The organism is Mucilaginibacter sp. PAMC 26640 (assembly GCA_001596135.1).
In the GTDB taxonomy this organism is placed as follows: domain Bacteria; phylum Bacteroidota; class Bacteroidia; order Sphingobacteriales; family Sphingobacteriaceae; genus Mucilaginibacter.
In genome coordinates, this window is record CP014773.1 from 1,212,769 (window position 1) to 1,238,292 (window position 25,524).

Below are 25,524 nucleotides of genomic sequence, written 5' to 3' on the forward strand. Positions count from 1 at the left end.
TACACAACAAACCAATTAAAAAACCAAACATGACTTCAAGACGTTCGTTCCTGAAAACCTCAGCGGTGCTGGGTACAGGGCTCTTAATGGCGCCCGATGTATTATTTGCGCGTAACAAAAAATATATAGGCGTTCAACTTTACACCGTACGCGATGCGATGGCTAAAGACCCTGTGGGTACTTTAGCGAAAGTAAAAGCAGTAGGCTTCAATACGCTGGAAGGTGCCACCTATACCGGCACCCAAAAATTCTACGGCATGGAGCCTGACCAATTTAAGCAAGTGCTTAAAGATAACGGGCTGATGATGCCAAGCGGCCATTATATGCTGGGCGAAGGTATGGCTACAGCTAAAGGTACCATTACAAACGAGTGGCAAAAAGCGGTTGATGATGCTGCTGAAGTAGGTTTAAAATATATGGTTTGCGCATATTTGCTTGATACAGAGCGCGGCAGCCTTGAACATTACAAACAAACAGCCGATAAATTAAATACTGCCGGCGAGATCTGTAAAAAAGCAGGCATTCAGCTTTGCTACCATAATCACGATTTTGAATTTAAACAGGAAGACGGTAAATACCCCTATGAAGTGCTTTTAAACAGCACCGATAAGGACCTGGTAAAAATGGAAATGGATATATATTGGATGTACCGGGCCAAACAGGATGTTGTTGCTATGTTTAACCAACACCCGGGCCGTTTCCCACTCTGGCATGTAAAAGATATGGATAACACGCCTAAACAAATGTTTACAGAAGTTGGAAATGGCGTAATACCATTCAAAAAGATTTTTGAACATGCTGATAAAGCCGGGTTAAAATACTTTTTTAATGAGCAGGATATTTGCCCGGGTGATCCATTCAACAGCATTACCCAAAGCTACGCTTACATTAAAAAGAACCTGGTTTAACCACCGTATAACATCATAAAGCCGGATTTTGTCCGGCTTTTTTTGTGACTAAATATTAGCAAAACTAAATAAATCGACATTCGTTAGTATTCCCGTATATAGGTTATGAGCAACTCAATGATCAAATATTTTCTGGTAGCTGTATTGGCTATTGGATTTACAAATAACGTTAAGGCACAAAAACATGTGGGTCCGGGCGATAAGGTACCAGCCTTTTCACTTACCGATCAAAATGGCAAGGTGTTTAACATTGCCAGCGAAATAGGCAAGCACAAAATGGTTATCTATTTTTATCCTAAGGATGAAAGTATGGTCTGCACCAAGGAGGCCTGCGCGTTCCGCGATAGTTTTAACGATTTTGTTAAAGCCGGAGCTGTGGTAATAGGCGTAAACGGTGGAACTGTTGCCAGCCATAAAGCATTTACCGATCATTATAAATTACCTTTCATCCTGTTAAGCGATCCCGGCGATAAAATTTATAAACAGTTTGGTGTAAAAAATAAGCTCTTCATGAGCGGCCGCGAAACTTTTGTAGTAGATACAAAGGGCGTTATTGTTTACTCACATGCGGCCATGTTGCAGGGTAAAGAGCACGCTGAAGAAGCCTTAATAGCTATAAAAGCAGCCAAATAATTCGGTATGCACTACAAAAAAAAGCTGATGCCTGGCTGAGCAATATGGATAAACACAAAACCAAAACTATATCGCTGTTCGAGCGGATCTATGTAAGGACCAGGCGGTACAACTGTGATTTACTGGCGCAAATTTTATTTAGCATGCGCAAAGTGTGGAACTACAACAACGGCAACGAGTGGATCGTAAGACATCAATTATTTCATAAAACCGGCGCATGATCAGGTTAATTATTATCATACTACTTTTTTTTATCTCCTTGTTATCCGTATTTAAGGCTCCGGCTTATTACCTGTGGCTTTTGGCCATTGGGGTAACAGAATATCCGCTGGTATTTGCGGTGATCACTTCGCTATTTTTAATCGCAGGTTTTTGGGTGCATAAATATCAGTTAGCGAGTACCGTAATCGGGATATTAGCCCTTTTATTGTTCCTTTCACCAATCTTCAGGGCTTATATTGTTGCATCGTCATTAAAGCAAAATTTCACAGCCACCTTTGGCCCCGGCAGTGCTGAAATGCAGGGGGACAGTACCCAGGCGCCATTTAGCTTCTTTAAACTGCTTAAAGACCCTCCTGTACGCCCCTACAAAACCATTACCTATAACACCGATAAACATATGCCTTTAACCATGGACTACTACCCAGCGGCTAAGCCGGGTAAAAAGCCTTGTGTTATAATAGTACATGGCGGCTCCTGGAGCAGTGGTGACAGCAGGCAGTTACCGGAACTAAACAGCCACCTTGCAGCAGAAGGATTCAATGTAGTCTCCATCAATTACCGGATGGCACCCAAGTATCAAACACCTGCGCCGGTGGAGGATATTAGCCAGGTCTATGCGTATTTAAAAAAGCATGCTGATACTTTACAAATAGATACCGAAAAATTTGTGTTGGTTGGCCGTTCTGCAGGGGCCCAGATAGCACAGCTATCTGCTTATACACAGAAAGAACCCGGTTTACGGGGGGTGGTAGATTTTTACGGACCCGCCGATATGGTTTGGGGCTATTCTCTCCCATCCAGCCCCTTAATAATGGATTCCCGGAAAGTGATGGTGAATTACATAGGCGGCGATTACGCAACTGTCCCGCAAAAATATGTGGCCTGCTCGCCGATAGAATTTGTTAACAAAACAACCGTGCCAACGCTGATAATTCATGGGGATAACGATGTGCTGGTGTCGCCCGGGCACAGTCGCAGGCTGGATAAAAAATTAACCGAGTATAACATTAAGCACTTTTGGCTAAAATTGCCATGGGCAACGCACGGCTTTGATTATAATTTGAACGGACCCGGCGGCCAGTTATCAACTTACGTGGTAGAACGCTTCATAAACACAGTAACCAAATAATAAGCACAAAACAGCCATCATTCGTAATTACCTTACCTGCTTAGCGCTATAAAGTTTGCGGAAAGGGGCAGACTCGATTAAAAACCTCTAATCCCATGATCGCTACGTTAAACTAACTAGGCTGCTAGCTGGAGTTCTACTTTGTTAAGCAACGAATTCATATCGAACGGTTTGCTCAATATATCATTTGGTGCGCCTTCTTGTTTAAGAGAATCTTCTATATCATCATTTGCTGAGCAAATAATAATTGGTAAATTTTGAGTTGCTTTATTGTGCTTCAAAATTCGGCAGATATCACGCCCGTCCACACCCGGTAACATGATATCCAAAATCAACAGATCAGGAAGGGTATCTTTTATTTGAGCTACTACGCTATCGCCACGATGTAAAGTAGTAACCTGATAACCACTATTTGTAAGAATGTATCCCATAACCTCGGCTATAAGCTCATTATCGTCTACAATTAATATCTTCTTGGTCATGGCGATTGTTTTTCAACAGGTTATGCAAACCCCGTGCCGCTCATTAACTGTTACTTAAAATAATTATGCCGTGCTAAATAATGTGCAGTATATCCTACACTTTTTGATATTATAGAAGAATAAAGCACCGTTTTGGAGTGGCGGGTCTGGTGCAAATATCCTTAAAGAACAAAAATTAAAATGATCTGCAATATTTTCTTTGGTGGGCCAGTCGCCGCGGAACTATTTCGTCCTTACCAATGCTTGCCTATCGTTCTAATCCAATGGAATGCCCTATCGGCACCGGCAATTTGTCGTTAAGCTTTTTTTGCTTTTAGTAATTTTAAATCGTTCGTCAAAAGGTGTAATAGTTCCCTGTCGAATTGGATCGTCAATTTACCGGCGTTGATTTTTTTTAGCGTTTTCATATTTATTGTGATGTAGGGTAGTTATTCCTTTATGGCCATTTTGGTGATCTGGAAGCTTTCGTAAGCCATCTTCTGGTTATACTCGTTCGCAAGTGATTTGTAATTTGCCAAATCCACAATTGAACCAACGAAACACAAGCCAATAGTAAACAGATATAAGATGCCCATGCCAATTTGCCCGATAATAAAGCGCTGCAAACCGGGAACGAGGAACAAACCAATAAGGCAAAAGATGAGCATATCCTGGTGGCTTTTGCGTTTGCTTTGGTAAACCATAAAAAAATATTGCTTTTGCGCATCGCTAAGATCGTTTGTAGCTTGTTGCAAAATGCTCATCTCCTCAGTGCTAAGGTCCGCGAAGCCCATATACGGATTTTGTTGATACATGTTCATTGTATTGATTTTTAATTTGTTAGTGTTAATTTCTGATGTAAAACTACTATCAAATCAAGGGCAACGCAATAAGAATTAGGCAGTTTGTAATAAACTATCGGTAAACACTGGAGAAACTACGGTGAACTGCCGCGTGGTTTTTTTGGCCGACTAGCAACAGGCCGGTGAACAGTAACTATTTGCTTTTTACGATAAGGTATAAACTTGCGGATTAATCAATCGGTATATCCGGTACAGAATAATAAAAACAGCAGGAATACCCAGCCAGTGCGCTTGAAAGGATCTTGAAATATCTCCGTGAAAGAAATAAGCGATAGAGTGCCCAAGGCCGCAACCGGGGCACCAGGTTATGCCGATTTGCTTAAGAGGGCACAGGCTAAAATGCGAATGGTTTGCCGGGTTAGTAAACGCCAGGCAAACCATTGCAGTTGTCCAAAATACGAGTTCGAAATATTTATCGAAAAGTTTTTTAATCAACTTTGTTACTTTTGGTTGTCAGTAATAAAGATACAGCAAATGCCTCTATTATCCCAACCAATAACGCACCGAAAATTCGGCCGCTAAAACTCTGAAAGCTAGTCTCGGTCCCGGTCGGTAGTATCCAGTTAATGTATACCACACCGGCAAAACCTGCCACAACGCCGCCAATCAGCAGAATTTTAAAACTCTGGATCAGAGCCTCCAGAAAACCCATATTGCCATTAAGCTCACCATCCCTAAAGTTTTTAACCCCAAAAAACAAACCGATAAGCGGTATAAGTATGGAAACGTATTCGATAGGCGACACGATGCTGTCCCCCAGATTGTAGCCGGTTTGGCGCATCACGAAAAGCCAGATAATGCTAAGTACACCTATTAATAAACCGAAAATTACTGAATTCTTCATGATAGTTATAAAGTTTGGTAGCTAAGTTTGTTAGTTTAATCTCCGTTACCCGGAATATCATTTAAAAGTAAACAATAGGCGTTTTTGTTTGCTATAATTTTTGATAAAAAAATCCCGGGGCCTCAAAGGCTCATTTTTAATTATATTTGAAACGTTTTGAACATTCGTGATATATTAGATAGGTATAAGGCCGACGAGCGGATAAAGGCACTGGCGCAGGCGCTTAATGCCAGCAAAAATCCCAGGGTTCAGCTGAGAGGTTTAGTTGGATCGGGTGATGCGGCCATGGCGGCAGCATTGTATTTTTTGCAGCACAATCATATGATCTTCGTGCTGCCAGAACGTGAAGAAGCTTCTTATTTCCAGGCCGATCTGGAAAACCTTACCGGGAAAGAGGTTTTACTTTTCCCGTCGTCCTATCGCAAAGCATTTGAATTTACCCAGCCCGATAGCAGCAATGTGCTGGCCCGGGCAGAGGTTTTGAATGAACTGAACCATTCCACCGAATATGGTCAGCTGATTGTTACCTACCCCGAGGCAATTGCCGAGAAGGTTATTGACCGGGCATCGCTGGAAAAAAATACACTTGAAATAGCTGTAAACAATAAGCTCAATATAGAATTCATCAGCGAATTTTTGGTGGAGTACGATTTTGACCGCGTGGATTTTGTTTACGAACCCGGGCAATTCTCCGTACGCGGCGGCATTGTAGATATCTTCTCATTTTCGCATGATCTGCCTTACCGGGTAGAATTCTTCGGTGATTTTATCGAGTCGATCCGTACTTTCGAGATCGAGAGCCAGCTATCGGTAGAAAAAGTGAAGAACATCACGATAGTGCCAAACGTGCAATCTAAATTTCTTACAGAGAATAACATTTCCCTGCTGGAATATGTGGATGCCGGTACGCAGGTCTGGCTTAAAGATGTACAGTTTACCCTGGATATTATCCAAACCGGGCACAAAAAGGCTACCCAACTGTGGAAAGCCTTATCTGCCGAAGAAAAGAATCAAAACCCCGACTGGATTGACCCCAAGTTTAGTTTTACAGACGAAAAGCTGATCGCAGATCAGCTGCACGATTTCCCGCTGGTAGAATTCGGCAAGCAGTTTTTTTACAATGATGCTACCCCTATCAATTTTGAAATGCGGCCGCAGCCATCCTTCAATAAGGATTTTAGCCTGCTGATCCACAATTTTAAGAATAACGAGGCAGAGAAAGTTGAGAACTACATTCTTACCGATAGTGCGAGGCAGGTAGAGCGCCTTTATGCGATACTGGAGGACCTGGATAAAACGGTGAAGTTTACGCCGATCAGTGTCTCCATCCGCGAAGGTTTTATAGATAAAGAACAAAAGCTGGCCTGTTATACTGATCACCAGATCTTCGACAGGTACTACAAATACAAACTTAAAAAAGGCTATCAGCGTTCACAGGCGATTACCCTGAAAGAGCTTCGTGAACTGAAACCCGGAGATTTCATCACTCACATCGATCACGGCATCGGCAAATATGCCGGACTGGAAAAAGTAGAGGTGAATGGTAAGGTGCAGGAAATGATCCGCCTGATCTACGCTGATAATGACCTGCTGTATGTGAACATCAACTCCCTGAACCGCATCAGCAAATACAGTGGCAAGGAAGGCACGCAGCCCCGCATGAATAAACTGGGTACCGACACTTGGGAGCGCCTCAAAAAAACCACAAAAAAAAAAGTTAAAGACATTGCGCGCGACCTGATCAAACTTTACGCGGTACGTAAGGCTCAAGACGGTAATGCTTTTTCTCCTGATAGTTATTTGCAAACCGAATTGGAGGCCTCTTTTCTTTACGAAGACACCCCCGACCAGGAGAAGGCCACCGTTGACTTTAAAAAGGATATGGAAGCCCCGCACCCTATGGACCGCCTCATTTGCGGCGATGTGGGCTTTGGCAAAACGGAGATAGCTGTACGTGCGGCGTTTAAGGCCGTTGCGGATAGCAAGCAGGTAGCCATATTAGTGCCAACCACTATCTTGGCAGCCCAGCACTACAAAACCTTTAGCGAGCGGCTGAAGGGTTTCCCGGTGAACATTGATTATGTTAACCGTTTTAAAACCAGCAAGCAGATCAAAGACACCCTTACCAATCTTAAGGATGGCAAGGTTGATATCATCATCGGTACGCACCGTTTGGTAAGTAAGGATGTGAAGTTTAAGGATCTCGGCCTGATGATCATCGATGAAGAGCAGAAGTTTGGCGTATCTACCAAAGAAAAGCTGAAACAGATGCGCGCCAATGTGGATACGCTAACCCTAACCGCTACCCCAATTCCCCGCACATTGCATTTTTCATTGATGGGGGCCAGGGACCTTTCTATTATCTCCACGCCACCGCCCAATCGCCAGCCGGTAGTTACCGAGCTGCATGTATTTAACGATAAGTTAATTAAAGAAGCCGTTGAACACGAGATAGAGCGGGACGGCCAGGTGTTCTTTATCCATAATCGCGTAGCTGACCTGCCGCAGTTAGGCGGCATGATCCATAAACTGGTGCCTAAAGCGCGTATCGGTATTGCCCACGGGCAATTGGAAGGTGATGCACTGGAGGATGTGATGCTGAAATTTGTAAACCACGAATATGATGTATTGGTGGCCACTACCATTATCGAAGCTGGCCTTGACATTCCGAATGCCAACACCATTATCATTAATCACGCCCACATGTTTGGCTTGAGCGATCTACACCAGATGCGCGGCCGTGTGGGACGGAGCAACAAAAAAGCATATTGCTATTTGCTGAGTCCGCCCTTATCTACGCTCACCAACGAGGCCCGGAAACGCCTGAGTGCCATAGAAGAATTCAGCGATTTGGGCAGTGGTTTTAACGTAGCTATGCGGGATCTTGACATCCGCGGCAGCGGAAACCTGTTAGGTGCCGAGCAAAGCGGCTTTATTGCTGAGATCGGCTTTGAAATGTATCATAAGATTTTGGATGAAGCCATACAGGAGTTGAAAGAAGATGAGTTTAAAGGTGTATTCCCCGAGGAAAAGCCGAAACCATTTATCAGCTTTACCCAGATAGATACCGACCAGGAGATTCTGATACCAGACGAGTATGTAACCAGCATAGCCGAGCGCTATAACCTGTACACCGAACTGAGCAAACTGGAAAATGAAACCGAACTGGAAGCATTTAAACAACAACTGCATGACCGGTTTGGCCCTATCCCACGACAGGTAGATGATCTGCTGAACTCTATGCGCCTCCAATGGCTGGGCAAAGCCATCGGTTTTGAAAAGGTTTCGTTAAAGAAGAACGTACTACGCGGCTACTTTATCACCAATCAGCAATCTGCCTATTTCGAAACTGACGCCTTCCGTGAAGTACTTAATTTTGTGCAGCGCAACCCAAAGCGAACTAATCTGAAAGAAGTAAAAAACACTCTTCGTTTAAGTGTAGAACGGGTGGGCAATATTGACGAGGCTCTGGAGGTTTTGGAAGAGTTGATGGTGGTTGGGGTATAAGCAATAAAGTCGTCATGACGATGAATATCGGCATCCCACACGCACAGTGGGACTTTGCGTGTGAGATACTGAAATAAAGTCAGCAACGCGTTTAGGGTTAGCTCTCCTTTGTCTTACTCACCATTTCTGTAAAACTCTTCGCTGCGTTCGTAAAGTCTGATGGTACTAAAACAATAGTAGTAGTGTTGTTATCGATACCGATCTCCGAAAGCATCTGCATACGGCGGAGTTCCAAAGCAATCGGGCTGCCTTCCATTTGTTTGGCCCCCTGCGTAAGCTTGATAGAGGCTTCCAGTTCCGCTTCTGCTTTGATGATCCTGGCGCGTTTCTCGCGGATGGCTTCTGCCTCCCGGGCCATGGCACGCTGCATCGATTCCGGTATCTCCACATCTTTCATTTCTACCATTACGATCTTAATGCCCCATGGTTCAGTGGCTGCATCTACGATCTTTTGCATGGTAGCATTGATCTCTTCCCGCTCGCGGAGTACCTCATCCAAATGGTGCTGACCGATGATATTACGTAATGCCGTCACCGCAAACTGGTAAACTGCCATGTTGTAATTGGCCACTTTAATAATCGCATCCTCTGGGTTGATCACCTTAAACCACAGTACGGCATTTACTTTAATAGTAACACTATCCTTGGTAATGGTTTCCTGCTGCTCCAGGTCTACCGTGCGGGTACGCACATCCACAGTGATCTGTCTGTCTACAAACGGAATAATAAAGTATAGTCCCGGCCCGGCGGTGCGGTGGAAACGGCCCAAACGAAAAACAATAGCGCGTTGATACTCCTGTGCAATGTGCGCACTAATAACTACCAGCACAATGGCGACAGCTAATACAATAAGTAAATACATGATGTTGATTTGTTTAATTTTTATCGCCTGCCTGTAGGTTCCTGGGAGGGTTTTTAGGACGATCGGGGAAGATATCCGGTATGCGATTTGCGCGGTAAATGTAGAATAGATTTCGGGATTTGCAAAAATATATTTTAGTGGGAAGCTATCCTTTTTTGATAGCATTTTTTAAAAAAGCTTGGTGTGTAGCACTATAATGGACACTAAGATTTCTTAAAAAAACGCAAAGGATATGCATAAGGTCTAATTAAAACAATCTGCTTTGAACTACTAAGAAGTAAAAGAATCGACCAATAATAAATCTTACATGCTTTATCATCTTAGTGGGTCCCTTAGCGCACCATCTTACCCAATCTTCCTGTAAATCCCCTTTAGGTTCCTGCCCAACTCCCGGTAATCAAGGCCGTAACCCACCACAAAATCGTTCGGAACCTGGAACGCTACATATTTTAACTCCTCAATGCTATAAACCACCGAATCTGGCTTAAAAAGCAGCGATACCACGGTAATGGAAGCCGGCTCACGCAGCGTCAATTTTTGGATGAGATAGCGAATGGTATTACCGGAATCGATAATATCTTCTACCAGTATAATATCGCGGCCTTTGATATCCCCCGTCAGGTCGAAATCGTCGCGGATAGTTTGGGTACTGGATACGCCGCCAAAATAAGAGGACAGCTTGGTAAATGTAATTTCACAGGGCAGGATGATCTCTTTAAGCAGATCGGCAAAAAACATGAAACTTCCATTGAGAACACCCACAAATATTGGCGACTTGCCTTCAAAATCCTCGTTGATCTGTTGTGCAACTTCCGCAACCCGCTGAAGTACCTGTTCATAAGAAATCAGCGGTTCAAATTCCAGGTCGGCTATTTGTAGTTTCATCTCACTAAAATAAACTAAATCCGGATATCAGCGTGTAAAATTATCGTCATGAACATGAAAAAACCAAGCCGCGCAACCTAAACATTTGTAAACCCTTTGTTGGGCTTACTTATCGGGAATAATTTAAACATTATCTTTGCAGCCTCAATGATAGATCACTACGTACACGCGCTGCCCAATGGCATCCGCATATTATTTAAACATTCACCCTCGCCTATAACGCATTGCTGCTTTGTGCTTAACGCCGGATCGCGCGATGAGCAACCCGAGAAAGAAGGCCTGGCTCACTTTATAGAGCATATGCTTTTTAAAGAAACCGAAAGACGCAGCACCACTCAGATCCTTAACCGGCTGGAATTGGTTGGTGCGGACCTTAACGCTTATACCACCAAAGAATATACCTGTATCCACGCGTCGTTGCTTCAGCAACACCTGGAGCGGGCTGTAGATCTTTTTGAAGATATCCTGTTTCATTCCACCTTTCCGGAAGAAGAGATTGAAAAGGAGCGCGGTGTGATTCAGGATGAAATCGCGTCATACCTGGATCAGCCGGAGGAAGCCATTCAGGATGATTTTGAGGAGTATCTGTTTAAAGATCACCCCATCGGTAAAAATATTTTAGGCACCCCGGAAACGGTTGCTGCATTAAACGGTGCCGACATCAAACAATTTATGCTGGCCAACAACAATACCCACCAAATGGTATTTGCTGTATTTGGCGATTATGACTTCAACAAACTGATAAAGCTTTGCGAAAAGTATTTTGGTAACGTGCCCGGGAATACTGCGGTAAAGAACCGGGTAGCACCTTCGCCCATCACGGTTGCCGGGCACTACGTTAAACAACTCCCTATCTCGCAAACGCATTGCGTTTTGGGCAGCCGGGCCTATCCTTCGGCACATGAAAACAAGTATGGCTTATTACTGCTAAACAACCTGCTGGGTGGCATGGGTATGAGCAACCGGTTAAACCTGGAGATCCGGGAAAAATATGGCATCGCTTACACCATCGAAAGCAATTACACATCCCTTACCGATACCGGTATATTTTCCATTTACTTTGGCACCGATGCTGGCAAGGCCGATAAAGCATTGAAGCTGGTGCATAAAGAACTAAAAAAACTGCGAGATAATAAAATAGGGTCTTTACAGCTAAAACAAGCAAAGGAAAAGTTTATCGGGCAAATTGCTTTGGCCGAAGAAAGCCGCATGAGCCTCATCATCAGTATGGCTAAAAGCCTGCTCGATTTTAACCGGATCGATTCGCTGGAGGACATCTTTGAGAAGATAAATGGAGTAACAGGCGAAAAGTTGCTGGAAATTAGCAACGAAATATTTGATAATGACCGTATGATCACCTTATTATTTGAGCCTAAATAATAAAACCTGTATTTTTGTATAATGAAATATCCTATTGTGGCATATGGCGACCCGGTTTTAAGGCGCAAGGCCACTTCTATAGAGCCGGATGAGTATCCTCATATTAAAGAATTGGTTAATAACATGTACGAAACCATGTACGGTGCACGTGGTGTTGGTTTGGCCGCCCCACAGGTAGGTATGAGTATGCGCCTGTTTGTGGTGGACTGTACGCCCTTTGACGATGATGAACCGGAGCTAAAGGATTTCAAAAAGGCTTTTATCAACGCATCTATTTTAGAGGAGAGTGGTAAAGAGTGGTCTTTTAACGAAGGCTGTTTAAGCATCCCCGATATCAGGGAAGATGTATCCCGCAAACCAGAGATTCGCATATCCTACTACGATGAGGATTGGAAGCACCATGAAGCTACTTTTAAAGGTATGGCTGCCCGGGTTATCCAACATGAATATGATCATATAGAAGGTAAATTATTTACCGATAAGTTAAGCCCGTTACGTAAACGCCTAATAGAGAAAAAGCTCAACGATATCTCCAAAGGTGCTATTGACGTTGACTACAAAATGAAGTTCCCGGACGCGAAGAAAGGACGCTAAAAAAGAGAGGCAAGAAATCAAGAAGCAAGAAATCAAGATTTAAGAGCCAAGAAAGAGTGGATTCAAGATATCAAGACCTGAGAGCCAGGAGAGAAGTGATAGGGGAAGATTAGAATAAGATTCAAGAAATCAAGATCCAAGAGTCAGGAAATACCTGATATAATAAGAAAGCCGCAACAAATGTCGCGGCCTTCTTATTTGTAGGATATTTTATTTTGTCTCTTGAATCTTGATCTCTTGCTTCTTCTTTGTTCTTAATTGGCTTTTTTCTCCCCATCGGTGATCGACTTGATCAGACTACCCCAGGCAAGCGGGTTAAGCAACGGATTGGTTATGGAGTGCGAATTGACAATATTGGTATGCATTTGCTGGGCATTGGCCGACTGGATCTCCTGCCCGTCTCTCGGCAGTGATGTGTTCAGCGCGGCAAGGGTAGCTTTGCTTACGTTTTTTCGGGCAATTTCTAAATCGTCATCCGCTAGCTTCGCAGTGACAAAATCCCTGCGGAATTCATCAGTTGTGGCCCATGGAAATACCCTGAATACGGGTAAATTTGTAATAGCGGGTTTTATTTTTATCTGGGTGGTATAACTTTTATTTAAATTAGATGGAATGACAACTGTTACTGGGCTGTAACCCACCGCTGTAAAACTTACCGTATCCTGCTCATGAACAACAAATGAAAAATAGCCATTATAATTAGCTACGGTAACCGCGTTGTGATAACTTTTATTGGTGATGCTTACATAAGGCACAACGATACTGGCACTGTCGGCATTGTAAATAACGCCGGTAAATTGCACCAACGGTTTCTCCTTTTGGGCAAATGCCGAAAACGACACCAACAAAAATAATATGCCAACTAATCTTTTCATTTACAACTCGTACCTATTATACGGCCCCTGTTTTAAATTGTTTGTAAACAGGAACGCAAAAATACGCCATTCGAATACATCAGGGTGTAATTTAACAATCCTTAACACTACCTCAAGTTTTCAGGCAGCACAGCGTTAGGGTCGTCAATATCTGTGAGGTTTACCGCTTCTACGCTGGTTATATCCGGCACAGCCTTTTTGATGGCCTGCTCTATTCCCGCTTTCAAAGTCATGATGCTCATCGGGCAAGACCCGCATGAACCCAGCAATTTTAGCTTAACAACTCCTTCAGGCGTAATTTCTTCTACAGAAACGTTACCGCCATCTGCCTCCAAATATGGGCGAATGGTATCTAACGCTGCTTCCACCTGTTCAATTAAACTCATTTTGATCTTATATATACGTAAAGTTATTAATTATTTGCAACATTCATAACATTCGCCTTTTCAGCGTTAGCTATGGATACCTGCTGCGCAACGCGGCGGGCCATTTCCATAAATGCTAAGCTCATTTTGCCGTCCTCTTCCAGTACAATGGGCTTGCCGGCATCGCCGCTGTCGCTTATCCCCTTTATCAAAGGGATCTCTCCCAAGAATGGAACGTCTAAGGTTTGCGCCAGTTTCTGGCCGCCGCCCTGCCCAAATATGTAATACTTGTTATCCGGCAATTCAGCAGGGCTAAAATAGCTCATGTTCTCCACAATACCCAGTATTGGCACATTGATGGCATTCATCATAAACATGCCAATTCCTTTTTTAGCGTCGGCCAGCGCAACATTTTGTGGGGTGGTAACAATCACAGCACCAGTAACCGGGAAGCTTTGCGTTACGGTGATGTGAATATCGCCGGTACCCGGCGGCAGATCTATCACCAGGTAATCCAGCTCACCCCAGTCGGCATCATTAAACAATTGCTTAACCGCTGTTGATACCATTGGCCCGCGCCATGGCACGGGTTGATTAGGATCTGTAAAGAAACCTATCGATAGTAGTTTGATCCCGTATTTCTCAATTGGTTCAATGCGCGTTTTTCCGTTTACGTTAGTCGCCATCGGTCGCGCACCCTCCAGCCCGAACATGATTGGGATAGATGGCCCGTAGATATCTGCATCTATCAGGCCCACTTTAGCACCAGTTTTTGCCAGTGCAAGTGCCAGGTTAACTGATACCGTTGATTTACCTACACCACCTTTGCCTGAGGCTACGGCGATGATATTTTTAACACCGGGAACACCAGTGTTTTTTTGCGATGTAACACGCGAAGTCATGTTAACACTCACCTCAATCTCCGGGCTGATGAAATGCTTTATTGCGTTGCGGCAGGCATTTTCTATTAATGCCTTTAGTGGGCAGGCCGGGGTGGTTAAAATCACCGAAAAGCTCAACTTATTGCCATCGATAACAATATCCTGTATCATGTTTAAAGTAACCAGGTCCTTTTTCAGGTCGGGTTCTTCTACGTTGCTAAGCGCTTGTAAAACTTGTTCTTGCGTAATGCTCATATTATTATTGTTGCAAAAATACGAAAACAGGGGTCGGATAGCGTTGTTAATAAAACAAATAGCTGCAACCACGCGTTGCACCGCTGCATATTTAGTTTAGTTTTGAAGTAAATTTTTCAGATGCGCCGTATCAATCCTAAGTATATTCGTATTGCTGGTATAGTGGCTGCCGTGTTGGTGATTATCGTTTTAATTGGAGGATATATTGCTTACTCCAAACGCGAAGCCATACTGCAAAGTGCCATTGGCAAAGCTAAAGCAAAAGCAAAAAGGGATTATAATTTAGATGTAAAAATAGGTTCGGCACGGTTTACAGGACTGGCTACAGTTGCGTTTACCGATATCTCAATAGTTCCGGATCAGCGTGATAGCCTGCTATCTATCAAAACTTTTGATGTAAGCGTAAAGGTCCTGCCGCTCATTTTTGGCAATATTAAACTTGGTGATGTGGTATTGCAAAACGGGCACCTGAATTTAACCAATATTAAAGGGGTAAAAAACTTTGATTTCCTGTTTAAAAAGAAAAAAGACAGTACGAGCACTTCCAAAAAAGTAGATCTTGCCGACCTGAGCGATAACCTCATTAACCAGGTACTTTACAAAATCCCGGATAATCTCTCTCTTACCAATTTCTTGATATCGGCAACCGATGATAGTACCCATATCACAGCGCTTGCACAAACTGCCTTGATCCGTGACGGTAAGTTAGCCTCTACCATCAAAATAAACGATGGCATTGCAGCATCTACCTGGCACTTCGATGGCAAGATGCACCCATCAGATAAAGATATTGACATTCGCCTGTATGCAGACGGCAAAAAAGTGGAGCTGCCGATCATCGAAAAGAAGTTTAAAGTTAAACTGAACTTTGATACGCTAACCACCAAATTAACTAAAGTGCGCAACAGCGATGGTGAAACTAAAATTTACACTTATTGTGCCGTTCGCAACTTATTGATCAACCATGCCGGCCTGTCTACAACAGATATTATTGTACCTGCCGGGTCAATCGACGCAAATGTTTTTGTGGGATCAAACTACGTATCGCTGGATAGTTCATCGGTTATTCATTTGAAAAAGATTACCGCCAATCCTTATCTGAAGTATACTTTGAATCCTGTTAAGATCTACGAAATGAAGATCCATACCGGCTGGCTCAACGCTCAGGATATTTTTGATTCCTTTCCGGTTGGCATGTTTGAATCACTTGAAGGAATGCAGGTAGCAGGAAAGCTAAACTATAGTTTGAATTTTTTCATGAATTCCCAGCACATCGATGATCTTCAGTTCGATTCGAGGCTGGACCAAAATAACTTCCGAATAGTCAAATTCGGCAAAACCGATTTTGACAAGCTGAACAAAACTTTTGTATACGTGCCTTATGAAAAAGGCAAACCAATGTCGCCACATACCATCGGGCCCGAAAACCCTGAATTTACACCCCTTAACCAAATTTCACCTGATCTGCGTAACGCGGTAATGACTGCTGAAGACCCCTCATTTTATCGCAATAAAGGTTTTGTGGAAGAATCTATCCGCAAATCATTGGCTACCGATTTTAAAGACAAGAAATTCAAACGCGGCGGCAGCACCATTTCTATGCAACTGGTCAAGAACGCTTTTCTCAGCAGGAACAAAACACTTTCGCGTAAAATAGAGGAGATTCTGATCGTATGGATGATAGAAAATACCCGTTTGATGAGTAAAGACCGGATGCTGGAGGTGTACTTTAACATTATTGAATGGGGCCGCAATATTTACGGTATCAGCGAGGCATCACACTATTATTTTGGAAAATCACCATCAGAACTAACTTTGGGCGAAAGTATTTACCTGGCCAGCATTGTTCCTAATCCTAAGGCAGGACTTTATTCCTTTCAGCCCGATGGCTCCTTGCGCCCCGGCTTACATGGTTATTTTAACCTGATCGGCAGACTTATGGCGGGCAAGGGTTTAACGCAACGGGATAGCAGTGCTTACGGGTTTTATAATGTTCGGCTAAAAGAAAGCCTTCGCCGCGGTATAGCGCCAGCAGACACCGCTATTGCTGACAGTCTCCTTAAACAAAATGATGAAAATGCCGGAGTAGGCGTGGCACCGCCGGTTTTTGACGAGCCTGCCAAAAAGCCCAATTTCTTCCAGCGGCTATTTGGTAAAAAAGATACCGTCCAAGCCAAAGCTGAAGAAAAGATTAAAGAAACTAACGAGATGATCAAAACGCGTATAAAAGCCGACATTGAGAAAATGAAGGCTGAATATAAGCTGAAGATAGATAACGTTGATACCGCGGGCCGAACCAAAAAAGAAGTGAAAGAGGAAAAAAAACGACTCAAACAAGAGCAGAAAGATAATGAGCGGGATTTGAAGGATAAAATGCCTTAACCCATTTGTCATTTAAATATCTAAAAGCCTATCAGTTTGATAGGCTTTACTTATTTATGACTATTTTGAGTGTTTAAACATATATGTTTGAACAAAAGATTACGAAATGTCTATAATTGATCAACTACACTGGCGATATGCCACTAAAAAATTCGACAGCACTAAAAAGATTGCTGCTGATAAATTAAATACTTTACTGGATGCTGTGCAGCTATCGCCATCATCTTATGGATTGCAAACCTACAAGATCCTCGTAGTGGAAGATGCTGATATAAGGCAACAACTGCGTGCTGCAGGTTACGGTCAGGCGCAAATTACAGATGCATCACAAGTGATCATCTTTGCTTCAGAAACCACTATTGACGAAGCCCGGGTTAATGAGTATGTGGACCTAATTGCCGAAACCCGCAATATGGACCGTAGTTACCTCGCCGACTATGAAAAAATGATGGTAGGCGCTATAAACAACATGCCACAGGATAAAAAAATTAATTGGTCGCATAAACAGGCTTACATCGCATTGGGCGTATTGTTAACCGCTGCTGCTGAACTAGAAATAGATGCCTGCCCTATGGAAGGTTTTGACGGGCCAAAATTTGATGAAATTTTAGGTCTTAAAGAAAAAGGCTTAACCGTAAGCGTTATTGCACCTATAGGTTACCGTGCCGAAGATGACGACTATGCGAAATTAGCTAAAGTGCGTAAATCTAAAGAAGATCTGTTCATTCACATCTAAATAGTTTGCTTCAAACATATTTTATAAAAGGGGTAGCTAGTCTGCCCCTTTTGCATTTGCTGAAGTTGCTATGTTATTCCTATTTTTAGGTTTAAGCTATTAAAACCTATCTTTGCCCCCGCAATGTCTGATAAAAAAGTAAGAGTTCGTTTTGCGCCGAGTCCAACAGGTGGTTTACACCTGGGTGGCGTGCGTACCGTGTTGTTCAATTATCTGTTCGCCAAAAAACATGGTGGTGATTTTGTTTTACGTATTGAGGATACCGACCAAAATCGCTATGTGGATGGGGCCGAAAAATATATAGCCGATTGCTTGCAATGGTGCGGAATAATCCCTGATGAAAGCCCTGCCAAAGGCGGCCAATATGCACCTTATCGCCAAAGTGAGCGCAAGCCTATTTACCGCGAATATGCCGAACGGCTGGTTTCCCAGGGCCATGCATATTATGCTTTTGACACGCCCGAAGAACTGGATGCCAAACGTAAAGAAGTGCCTAACTTTCAGTATGGGCACGCACACCGTAATGAGTTGCGAAACTCGCTCAGCCTGCCATTGCAGGAAGTAGAGACCTTATTGCATAACGGTACGCCCCACGTGATCCGCATAAAAATGCCCGACGACGAAACGATCAGTTTTAATGATATGATTCGCGGCTATGTAAGCTTTGAAACCGCCCAGGTGGATGATAAGGTATTGCTTAAGGCCGATGGTATGCCAACCTATCACCTAGCCGTGGTTATTGATGATTACCTGATGAAGATCTCACACGCCTTTCGCGGTGAAGAATGGCTGCCATCTGCTCCTGTGCATTTATTGCTATGGGATTATTTAGGCTGGAAAGAGGAAATGCCGAAATGGGCACATTTACCGCTGATATTAAAGCCAGACGGGCATGGCAAGCTGAGCAAACGCGATGGCGCACGCTTGGGTTTCCCGGTTTATGCCATGAACTGGTTTGATGCTAAAACAGAAGAGTTAACCCTAGGCTTTCGCGAGTTAGGATTTTTGCCGGAGGCTTTCCTGAACTTACTGGCCATGCTGGGCTGGAACGACGGTACCGACCAGGAGATTTTTACGCTGCCCGAAATGATAGAGAAATTCTCCATTGACCGGATCAGCAAGGCAGGCGCTAAATTTGATTACGAAAAAGCCAAATGGTACAACGCCGAGTGGATAAAAACGCAGCCTGCAGAAAACCTGAAGCTTAAAGTAGCTGAAGTTTTAAGATCAAATAGCATTACTGTTAATAACGAGGCTTATTTGCTTAAGATCATTGATATTGTAAAAGATCGCTGCGTACTGCTAACTGATTTTTATTTGCAGGCAGGCTATTTCTTCCGGGCTCCCTTAACCTACGATGCCGCATCGGTAAAGCCGAAGTGGAATGATGCTAAAACCGCTTTTTTTAACGAGTTGAAAGAGGTGTTCAGCCATACCGATACTTTTGAAGCTGCAGGCCTGGAGGCCGCATTTAAAGCTTTGGCAGAACAAAAAGGATTAAAATTAGGTGACTTGATGCTGCCCTTCCGCATTATGCTGGTAGGCGGAAAATTTGGCCCGCATGTTTTTGATATTGCTGCGATATTAGGCGAAGCCGAAACAATGCAGAGAATAGATAAAGGACTGGAAGTATTTACCGCCCCTGCTGCTTAATTATTGAATAGCCCGATGACCATTCCGGATCACTAAGGATACAAAGCTTAGTCGCCCGAAATGGCACCAATAACGAATATGCAAAAGCATCAGCACTCCTGCTGGTGCTTTTCTATTTACTAGCAGTCGCTATTGCATAATAATGCAACATCATCCCCAAACTTACAGGTAACGAGAGTGTTACAACAATGCACAGCAGCCATTAGTTTGATTGCTTAAATTTGATTAAAACCAAAAATTATGAGCCAGATAAAAAAGGAAGACATTAAGCAGGAGGTGTTTGACCTGTACGACGATTATGCACACGATCGCCTGGACAGGCGGGCTTTTGTAGAGAAACTTTCGCTGTATGCAGTAGGTGCCATAACCGTACCTGCCTTAATGAGTTTCCTGATGCCCGACTATAAAACTACCACACAGGTAAAAGCTGATGATCCACGCCTCAAATCAGGATATATTACTTATCCCTCTCCGAAGGGCGGCGGTAACATCAAAGGCCTTTTATCAATACCGGTAGATGCAAAGAAAAAGCTGGGAGCTATTATAGTAGTACACGAGAACCGTGGTTTAAACCCCTATATTGAAGATGTAGCAAGGCAGGCGGCGCTGGCCGGATTCATTACCCTGGCACCAGATGCTTTAACGCCACTTGGCGGTTATCCCGGCAATGACGATGCAGGCCGCGAAATGCAGGCTAAGCGCGATAAAGGCGAAATGGAACAGAACTTTATTGATGCCTTCGAATATTTGAAAGCCCATAAAGATTGCAACGGCAAAATTGGCGTGGTTGGTTTTTGTTACGGCGGCGGTATTGCCAACATGATGGCGGTACGCGTGCCGGATCTGGCAGCGGCCGTTCCTTTTTATGGGGGCCAACCCGCTATAGAAGACGTGCCTAAGATAAAAGCACCGCTGATGCTGCACTATGCATCGCTGGATACCCGCATTACCGGTGGCTGGCCCGCTTACGAAACCGCATTAAAAGCCAACAATAAAAAGTACCAGGCCTTTATTTATGAGGGCGCTAATCACGGCTTTCATAATAACACTACGCCAAGATATGATAAGGCCGCAGCCGAGCTATCCTGGCAGCGTACTATTGATTTCTTTAAGGCCAACCTGGCTTAATAAAGCTAACTGCCGGCTCTTGGGCTTCGGGTGTTCCACTTTGTGAAGGCGGAACACCCAAATTGCCTTTCACGCTGATTGACAGCAACTTGCAGGTATGCGATGGAACAAGTTGGAACATCCCTGTTATTGAGGTAAATATTGTAAAATACTACCGGTTAAATACTTATCGAAAATTCCATATTCCTTAAAAAAAGAAGTGGAACACCCTGGTGGAACAGGCTGGAACGCTGCGCTGCACTGTACTGAAATAGGTTTACACTTTTCAACTATTGTACTGGCTTAGCTTTACACTTTTCCATGTTCTCAATTAAAAACCAAAAGAATATAGATCAGGGTGTAACCTAAGTAGGCTACCGGTAGTCAGAGAGGTTGTAATATATGCAAAGCAAGCTTTCAGATATCGAGTTGATACAACAAACCCTGGCGGGGAACCAGTCGGCATATGCTGATCTGGTAAAGCGGCACCAGCGTTTTGTATTTACGCTGGCGCTGCGGTTTACCAAAGCCCGTGAGGATGCAGAAGAAGTTGCTCAGGATTGCTTTATAAAAGCCTACCGGTCGCTGGGTTCATTTCAGCAGCAATCTAAATTCAGTACCTGGCTGTACAGCATTGTTTATACTACCGCAATGACTTTTTTACGCAAAAAACGGGTGGATACCACCTCTATTGATGGCGAAGACAGTTATTTACAAATAGCACAGGTGCCCGGTTCTTATGAAACTGATGATATTGAATATAAATCACGATCGTTTTATTTGAACCAGGCAATTGAGCAGTTGCTGCCGGATGATGCAACCATCATTACCCTGTTTTACAAAGGCGAGCAATCACTTGAAGAAATTGCTCAGGTTTTGGGCATAGAGGCCAATACCGTAAAAGTGAAACTATTTAGGGCGCGCCAGCGTTTGAAAGATAAGCTGGAGCGTAATTTAAAACACGAAGTTAAAGAACTGATATGAACAGTATAGAAGAACAACTTTGGAACTACATTGACGGTTTTTGTACGCCCGAAGAAGAGAAAACTATTGCCGCTTTAATTGCCGGCGATGAACGCTACAGCAGTAAGTATGCGGAGTTGCTTCAACTGAACCAGGAATTTGGCGCGCAGGAACTCGACGAACCATCAATGGCCTTTTCCTATAAGGTGATGGAAACCATCCGCACCGAAAATTCACGCCAGCCGCTTAAAGCAGCCATCAATAAGCGAATCATCTGGGGTATTGCCGGTTTCTTTATTGTAACGATAGCCGCGCTGGTATTATTGAGCCTGGGTAGCGTAAACTGGACTGGTGCCGGTGCTGTATCCTTTGATATTAAAATGCCGGAGCAACTCAATTTCAACCAGGTTAAAAACATGTTTACAGCGCCAGTGCTCAAAGGGTTCTTATTCTTTGATGTAGTAATGGGCCTGTTTCTGCTGGATGCTTACCTCCGCAGGAAACCACTGGTGAAAAACTAGCCGATCTGATGCAAAATCCCTTAACGGATGTATATTATTCTATACAGCAAAAGGCCCTCTGAGGCCTTTTTCACTTTTAATTACACTTGGCTAAAATCTGGCATTGTTATTAATATAAGTATAGTATCAACATCTTAAAAATTATGAAAACTTCACTACAAACTACCATCCTGTTAAAAGCTTTCGACATCGAATTGAAAAAGATTATTGACCAGGATCTGACTAAATTTAAAGCCGAGCAACAACGCAAAAAGAATTTGCAGTTTATTCAGCAGTTACTTGTCGCTGCATAATAACAATACGGACTTTACAGCCGCTACACAGTGGCCCACATATAACCGTGGCATGCAGGTTTGCTGCATGCCACTGGTTTTCTTAAATATAATCGCTAATTTTTATACGCGGTTTCTTCCATTCTCAATAAAATCCTTTATTTCCTTCACGTCGCTTTTAGAAAAGCCGTGCGCCTCCACTTTATTGCCGCTATGGTAAAACCTTATGGTGGAGTATCCTATTAACGGCGTGTCAATCTCCACAGCTGAAATACTTCCGTAAGCGATGGTGGTAGTGTCCGAACTAAACAATCCCGGCAAGCGAATCGTAATTCCATTTTCTTCAGTTGTAATTTCAGCAGGAAAAACCTTGTTGCCTTCTGAAAGGCGGGATGCTACATATTTCATAATAATTGTGTTGGTGTTTTAAACGGTCAGGCAAAATGCCTGGTGTGCAAAGATAAAAGTATTTGTTTGGTGATTTTACAGCATTGGAATCCGAATCGGTGGAATTTACTTTTTTAATTAACACGCGGAAGTGGTATCTATGGAGCCGTTCTGTCAGGGTTATCTTGCTATAAACACGCTGCTCCTCCGGAGCGTCTGAGATGATTTGTTGTTTAAATACTAAAACTCACCCCTTCTGGGTTGGCCAGCGCTAGGCCCGCTACCAGCATATTTTCCTGTTAGCGCTATTGGAGCGTTTTAAATGAATGTTAGGGTTGAAATGTATAAACCCAACACCTTCTGGTTGATCAGCACAAAGACCAGTTGCTGCAAAATTCCCCTATTGGCGCTGCAGGAGCGTTATTAATTAATGTTGAACTTAATATTATAAAAAAGCGCTCCTCTTTGGTTGATGCGTGGCATGCCTGCCGTCTAACCGTTTATATCTTTTGGCTCCATCGGAGCCTTGTGTTTATAGAAAAATTGCAACATGAATACCGGGCTCCGTAGGTGCCCCCTGTTGTAAAGCGAATGCCCTTAAAAGGTTTTTTATCTTTTGGCTCCATCGGAGCCTCGTGTTTATAGAAAAATTCCATCATGAATACCGGGCTCCGTAGCTGCCCCCTGTTGTAAAAGTGATTACCCGCAATATGGATAGTTCAACGAATGAATTTAGTACTCCATTCGTTGAACTATTCAAATTGGTTAGCATCACCTCGTGTCAGATTCCCTGGTATTCGCTAGTCCGTTATCTTCTGCGCGTTTTACGACACATCTTCATGCCCGGTATCATGTGTTTTAATTGCCGCTTCCCGCTGCAGTTTCTTAAGCATTTCGTTGCCTATCAGGGCATCTATCATTCCGTTACCACCGCCATTTTGGCCATTTATCAAAATCTCAGGCACTAATTTAATACCGTTCATGGCCAAAGTTTCAGCTACACGCACAATCGCATATTGCTCGGTACCCATGGCTTCGGTCTTCTGTTTGGTAACTTCAGCTTCCGCCAAACCAATCGCCTTGATTTTACCTGCATCGGCATTACCATTTACTTCGGTTGCAGCAGCATCGGCTTTCGCATTAATTGTTTTGGCTTCAGCATCGGCACGGGCAATAATGGTTTTATTCTCTGCATCGGCTTTCGCATTAATTATCCTCGATTCGGCATCACCCCTTGCTGAGGCAACTTTTGAAGCGGCCATCTGCGTATTAATTTCAACCTGCCGGGTTGATTTTACCACTTCAGGCTGCATGTCAGCACCCGCCTTAGCACTTTCAAATTCTTTACGCTCTACCTGTGCACTCTTTTGTATCTCGTAAGTAACGCGCTCCTGCTCGGCAATCTTACGGTCGGTAAGGGTTTTCATCAATGCCTCCGGCGGCACAATGTCACCAATTAAGGTATCCACACCCTCTACATTATATTCGCCCAACACCTTACTTATCTGGGCGCGGGCATCTTCCTGTCTTTCAGACCGGTTGGTCAAAAATTCTATAACACCACTTTTTTGCGCTGAATTACGGAAATAGTTGGCGATAGTAGGCTCCAGCACCTGTGATACCAGGTTCTTCATGTTCCCGAAACGGGCTATCACCTTAGGGGCATCATTACGCGGTATGTGGATGATCTGCGATACATCGAGGTTAAAAGTAAAACCATCATAAGAACGCACGCTGATGGTACAAAGGTTTTTATCCAGCTCGTGCGATTCGGTGCGGCTATTGGCCCAGTTCAGCACAATATTGGTGGTGGGTACAATTTCTACCGTGTGGGTATAAATATTCACGGGGTGCTTACCCGGGTCTAACGGTTCGTCCCAAACACCTTTGTCGTATTTTTTCACAATATTACCATGCGTAAAACCTACGCCACTGGTGTCTTTACCTTCCGGCCCGACGAAAGAGTTAACAACGCCAACATAACCAATATGGATATGGGTCATCTCCACCTGTTCCACCACGGCAAACCATGGGTTAAGGTAGTAGGTACCTGCTAATATTACATCTTCCTGCAAGCCTTTTTTACCGCCCGAAGTGATGAAGGCCATCGGGTCCTGATAGTTGCGGTGCCCGGCAACAGAGCCACCGGCAATCTCACCTTTTTCAAGTGGCTCACCATCCAGCGTGGTAACAATACCCACCTTATTTTCGTGTACGCTGGTGATAGGCACCATAACAATCTCAAACAGGAACGTGTTGATCCGGTAGTTACCCGGGGTTAGGAACGCAGCCTGCGGGCCTTTTTGCCCGTTATTTTCGAGGAAAGCCTGCGAATCCTGGAATTTATCGCATGGCACAGGCTTGCCCAGTACACGGCCGATATCCATCGGCGCACCATCTTTAGCTTTTACCAGGCCCAGTTTATCCTGCGGCACTACGGTGAATTGCTCCATTACAATGGTGTACTGCCATGGCCACATATGCCAGTACAAACCCGGGGCCAATGGTTTGCCCTGCATACCGGCCTCGCCGTTAATGGCAATGATACGGCCATCGGGCATGCGTTTATCCCCGTAAAGGGTGAATTTTTTAACAACCAGGCCTATACGGTCATCCGGAACGATGATCATACCAAAAAACACCTGCAATACAAACTTGTACGCAAAAAGGGCGGCAACAAGCGGCAGCACCCACCAGAATTGGAGAATTGGAATAGATTCAGACATTATGTTTTTGATTTATTTAACGGTGCCCTTAAGGTGCGGGCTCCTCACAATAACTTATAGCTTTATTGAGACCTTGGCTATATAGCGTTTGATTAGATGGAGGATAGCTAATT

General features: G+C 43.8%; 23 protein-coding genes. 12 read left to right on the forward strand and 11 right to left on the reverse strand.

What is annotated here, in order from left to right:
- Nucleotides 1–29: 29 nt before the first annotated feature.
- The 3 genes from A0256_05170 (at nt 30) to A0256_05180 (ending at nt 2,892) form a co-directional block, all read left to right on the forward strand.
- The gene (locus A0256_05170) at nt 30–908 is read left to right on the forward strand and encodes a xylose isomerase (GenBank protein ID AMR30856.1); all 879 of its coding nucleotides are present in this window, start codon (nt 30–32) and stop codon (nt 906–908) included.
- A gap of 120 nt (nt 909–1,028) precedes the next feature.
- Complete coding sequence (locus A0256_05175) at nt 1,029–1,541, forward strand: peroxiredoxin (GenBank protein ID AMR34435.1); 513 nt, start codon at nt 1,029–1,031, stop codon at nt 1,539–1,541.
- A gap of 217 nt (nt 1,542–1,758) precedes the next feature.
- Entirely contained in the window at nt 1,759–2,892 is a 1,134-nt protein-coding gene (locus tag A0256_05180; GenBank protein AMR30857.1) for an alpha/beta hydrolase, read from the forward strand.
- Between the two features lie 116 nt (nt 2,893–3,008).
- On the opposite strand, the gene A0256_05185 is transcribed toward A0256_05180, so the two are convergent.
- The 4 genes from A0256_05185 to A0256_05200 form a co-directional block, all read right to left on the reverse strand.
- Nucleotides 3,009–3,374: a hypothetical protein gene (locus A0256_05185; protein AMR30858.1), complete on the reverse strand. Its 366-nt coding sequence runs from the start codon at nt 3,372–3,374 to the stop codon at nt 3,009–3,011.
- Between the two features lie 428 nt (nt 3,375–3,802).
- Nucleotides 3,803–4,168, reverse strand: coding sequence for a hypothetical protein (locus tag A0256_05190; protein ID AMR30859.1), 366 nt, complete (start codon nt 4,166–4,168; stop codon nt 3,803–3,805).
- A 192-nt stretch (nt 4,169–4,360) separates the two neighbouring features.
- Nucleotides 4,361–4,597 carry a hypothetical protein gene (locus A0256_05195; GenBank protein AMR34436.1) on the reverse strand — a complete coding sequence of 79 codons (237 nt, stop codon included), beginning with the start codon at nt 4,595–4,597 and terminating at the stop codon, nt 4,361–4,363.
- Between the two features lie 46 nt (nt 4,598–4,643).
- Nucleotides 4,644–5,060 carry a hypothetical protein gene (locus A0256_05200; GenBank protein ID AMR30860.1) on the reverse strand — a complete coding sequence of 139 codons (417 nt, stop codon included), beginning with the start codon at nt 5,058–5,060 and terminating at the stop codon, nt 4,644–4,646.
- A gap of 156 nt (nt 5,061–5,216) precedes the next feature.
- Between A0256_05200 and A0256_05205 the strand changes: the two genes are divergently transcribed.
- Nucleotides 5,217–8,567, forward strand: coding sequence for a transcription-repair coupling factor (locus A0256_05205; GenBank protein AMR30861.1), 3,351 nt, complete (start codon nt 5,217–5,219; stop codon nt 8,565–8,567).
- Between the two features lie 97 nt (nt 8,568–8,664).
- Here A0256_05205 and A0256_05210 read toward each other — a convergent pair whose 3' ends face one another.
- On the reverse strand, nt 8,665–9,432 hold the full coding sequence (locus A0256_05210; protein ID AMR34437.1) for a hypothetical protein: 768 nt from the start codon (nt 9,430–9,432) through the stop codon (nt 8,665–8,667).
- A gap of 342 nt (nt 9,433–9,774) precedes the next feature.
- Nucleotides 9,775–10,314 carry a hypoxanthine phosphoribosyltransferase gene (locus A0256_05215; GenBank protein ID AMR30862.1) on the reverse strand — a complete coding sequence of 180 codons (540 nt, stop codon included), beginning with the start codon at nt 10,312–10,314 and terminating at the stop codon, nt 9,775–9,777.
- A gap of 147 nt (nt 10,315–10,461) precedes the next feature.
- Between A0256_05215 and A0256_05220 the strand changes: the two genes are divergently transcribed.
- Together A0256_05220 and A0256_05225 are read left to right on the forward strand one after the other, a co-directional pair.
- On the forward strand, nt 10,462–11,694 hold the full coding sequence (locus tag A0256_05220) for a zinc protease (protein ID AMR30863.1): 1,233 nt from the start codon (nt 10,462–10,464) through the stop codon (nt 11,692–11,694).
- Nucleotides 11,695–11,715: 21 nt separating this feature from the next.
- Nucleotides 11,716–12,288 (forward strand): peptide deformylase, encoded by a 573-nt coding sequence (locus tag A0256_05225; protein ID AMR30864.1) that lies wholly within the window; start codon nt 11,716–11,718, stop codon nt 12,286–12,288.
- A 254-nt stretch (nt 12,289–12,542) separates the two neighbouring features.
- Here A0256_05225 and A0256_05230 read toward each other — a convergent pair whose 3' ends face one another.
- The 3 genes from A0256_05230 to A0256_05240 form a co-directional block, all read right to left on the reverse strand.
- A complete protein-coding gene (locus tag A0256_05230; protein AMR30865.1) occupies nt 12,543–13,163 on the reverse strand; it encodes a hypothetical protein in 621 nt (206 codons plus the stop codon).
- A gap of 107 nt (nt 13,164–13,270) precedes the next feature.
- Nucleotides 13,271–13,549, reverse strand: coding sequence for a hypothetical protein (locus A0256_05235; protein AMR30866.1), 279 nt, complete (start codon nt 13,547–13,549; stop codon nt 13,271–13,273).
- Between the two features lie 26 nt (nt 13,550–13,575).
- A complete protein-coding gene (locus A0256_05240) occupies nt 13,576–14,664 on the reverse strand; it encodes an ATP-binding protein (protein ID AMR30867.1) in 1,089 nt (362 codons plus the stop codon).
- 120 nt (nt 14,665–14,784) lie between these two features.
- Here A0256_05240 and A0256_05245 point away from each other — a divergent pair, with 120 nt between their 5' ends.
- The 6 genes from A0256_05245 (at nt 14,785) to A0256_05270 (ending at nt 22,026) form a co-directional block, all read left to right on the forward strand.
- Nucleotides 14,785–17,046, forward strand: a complete 2,262-nt coding sequence (locus A0256_05245) for a penicillin-binding protein (GenBank protein AMR30868.1) — start codon at nt 14,785–14,787, stop codon at nt 17,044–17,046.
- Nucleotides 17,047–17,152: 106 nt separating this feature from the next.
- Nucleotides 17,153–17,782, forward strand: a complete 630-nt coding sequence (locus A0256_05250; protein ID AMR30869.1) for an NAD(P)H-dependent oxidoreductase — start codon at nt 17,153–17,155, stop codon at nt 17,780–17,782.
- A 123-nt stretch (nt 17,783–17,905) separates the two neighbouring features.
- On the forward strand, nt 17,906–19,435 hold the full coding sequence (locus A0256_05255; GenBank protein ID AMR30870.1) for a glutamate--tRNA ligase: 1,530 nt from the start codon (nt 17,906–17,908) through the stop codon (nt 19,433–19,435).
- A 240-nt stretch (nt 19,436–19,675) separates the two neighbouring features.
- The gene (locus A0256_05260; GenBank protein AMR30871.1) at nt 19,676–20,563 is read left to right on the forward strand and encodes a dienelactone hydrolase; all 888 of its coding nucleotides are present in this window, start codon (nt 19,676–19,678) and stop codon (nt 20,561–20,563) included.
- Nucleotides 20,564–20,944: 381 nt separating this feature from the next.
- Nucleotides 20,945–21,526: an RNA polymerase subunit sigma gene (locus A0256_05265; protein ID AMR30872.1), complete on the forward strand. Its 582-nt coding sequence runs from the start codon at nt 20,945–20,947 to the stop codon at nt 21,524–21,526.
- Nucleotides 21,523–22,026: a hypothetical protein gene (locus A0256_05270; protein ID AMR30873.1), complete on the forward strand. Its 504-nt coding sequence runs from the start codon at nt 21,523–21,525 to the stop codon at nt 22,024–22,026. The genes A0256_05265 and A0256_05270 overlap by 4 nt, the downstream gene beginning before the upstream one ends.
- A 395-nt stretch (nt 22,027–22,421) precedes the next feature.
- On the opposite strand, the gene A0256_05275 is transcribed toward A0256_05270, so the two are convergent.
- Together A0256_05275 and A0256_05280 are read right to left on the reverse strand one after the other, a co-directional pair.
- Nucleotides 22,422–22,706, reverse strand: coding sequence for a hypothetical protein (locus A0256_05275; protein ID AMR30874.1), 285 nt, complete (start codon nt 22,704–22,706; stop codon nt 22,422–22,424).
- Nucleotides 22,707–23,509: 803 nt separating this feature from the next.
- A complete protein-coding gene (locus tag A0256_05280) occupies nt 23,510–25,411 on the reverse strand; it encodes a band 7 protein (protein AMR30875.1) in 1,902 nt (633 codons plus the stop codon).
- Nucleotides 25,412–25,524 lie beyond the last annotated feature (113 nt).